The following is a 1,537-nucleotide window of genomic DNA, read 5'->3' as shown; positions in this document are numbered from 1 at the left end:
CCCGGCGGGCTGCAAGGCCACCCTCAGCTACTGGCTGCACGTCGACACGGCGGAGACCAGCACCACCACCGCCTACGACAAGCTGACGGTGACCGTCAACGGCACCACCGTCGCCTCGTACTCGAACCTGAACAAGGCCACCGGGTACGCCCAGAAGACCGTCGACCTGTCGGCCTACGCCGGCCAGACGGTCACCCTGAAGTTCAACGGCGTCGAGGACTCCTCGCTGCAGACGAGCTTCGTGATCGACGACACCGCGATCAACACCAGCAACTGAGCTAGGTGAGCGCAGGGCCCGGTGGCTTCGGCCGCCGGGCCCTGCGGCCGTCCCCGGGCGGGTCGCGGGGCGCCCCGGGCACCGTTCGGACCCGCCCCGCGTCCTTGGGCCCGCGGCGCGGCCCGCGGCTGTACGATCGCGGCGTCCCGGACGGCGGCCGCGCCGCCGCCCACGGCCCACCCCGTGCCCAGGCACCCGTCGAGCGGACCCCGCGCATGAAGCTGATCACCGCCGTCGTCAAGCCGTTCCGGCTGGACGACGTCAAGTCCGCCCTGCAGGAGATCGGGGTGCACGGACTGACCGTCACCGAGGCCAGCGGCTACGGCCGCCAGCACGGCCACACCGAGGTCTACCGCGGCGCCGAGTACCGGATCGACCTGGTGCCCAAGCTGCGGATAGAGGTGGTGGTCGAGGACGACGACGCCGAGGCGGTGATGACCGCGATCGTCGACGCCGCCCGCACCGGACAGATCGGCGACGGCAAGGTCTGGGCCGTGCCGGTCGACACCATCGTGCGGGTCAGGACCGGCGAACGCGGGCCCGACGCGGTCTGAGCCGGGGCGGCGCCGCGGCTGCGGCTACGGCTGGGCCCACAGGCGGCGCCAGAGCGCGCCCTCGGCGATCTGCTCCTGCGGCATCGTCGGCTGCCACTGCGGGTCGGTGGCGACCTGCTCCAACTGCTCCGGGGTCAGGACCGGGGCGTCCAGCGACTGCCGCACCTCGACCCGGCCGCCCTCCGCGTGGGCGGTGCCGTCCAGTGCGGTGATCACGAACAGGACACCCCCGGGGCGCTGCACCGCGACGGTGGACCCGCCGAGGGTGTCGGCGCCGGCCCGGGCGGTGGCCAGGGTCAGCACCTGCGAGCCGTCCGGCCGGGTGACGGCCTCGCAGGTGTCCCCGCCGGGACGGACCGCCGACAGGACCGGTGCGCCCAGCGGCCGGATCGGCACCGCGCAGCTCAGTGCGGGCTGCTCGTCGGCCGCCGTGATCAGCGCGACCGACAGGGTGCCGGCGCCCCGGCCGCCGTCGTAGTCCACCAGGAAGGCGTGCCCGGGCCGCGCGTCCGGTCCGAGGGACGTACGGAAGTGGCTGTACCGGCCGCCGGGCAGCTCGGTGGCGAGCAGTGCCAGCATGCCGTCGGCGGTGGTCGGCACCTCGACCGGGACGGCGGCCGGCGAGGGGCCCGCGGCCGCCGCGGCGGGGACGTCGACCGGGGGCCGGGCCTGCTGGACGGCCACGGCGGCCGTGCCGGCCAGGGCC

Annotated in this window: 2 protein-coding genes and 1 pseudogene; 2 read left to right on the top strand and 1 reads right to left on the bottom strand. The window is 75.3% G+C overall.

The window, feature by feature from the left end:
• Both AA75_RS53340 and AA75_RS44125 read left to right on the top strand, forming a co-directional pair.
• Positions 1–277: pseudogene (locus tag AA75_RS53340) on the top strand (immune inhibitor A); the annotation flags it as partial.
• Between the two features lie 215 nt (positions 278–492).
• A complete protein-coding gene (locus AA75_RS44125; RefSeq protein ID WP_033826217.1) occupies positions 493–831 on the top strand; it encodes a P-II family nitrogen regulator in 339 nt (112 codons plus the stop codon).
• A 24-nt stretch (positions 832–855) separates the two neighbouring features.
• Here AA75_RS44125 and AA75_RS50680 read toward each other — a convergent pair.
• Positions 856–1,537, bottom strand: a 682-nt coding sequence (locus AA75_RS50680; protein ID WP_033826212.1) for a hypothetical protein, incomplete at its 5' end; no start/stop codon positions are given.

The sequence above is a fragment of the Kitasatospora sp. MBT63 genome, assembly GCF_000710465.2.
Taxonomy (GTDB): Bacteria; Actinomycetota; Actinomycetes; order Streptomycetales; family Streptomycetaceae; genus Kitasatospora.
The sequence above is the reverse complement of the archived record's forward strand: the minus strand, read 5'-3'. Positions and strand labels throughout refer to the sequence as shown.

Bases quoted from the DNA above. Each gene is read 5' to 3' on its own strand.
- AA75_RS44125 (WP_033826217.1), top strand. From the start codon at position 493: ATGAAGCTGATCACCGCCGTCGTCAAGCCGTTCCGGCTGGACGACGTC.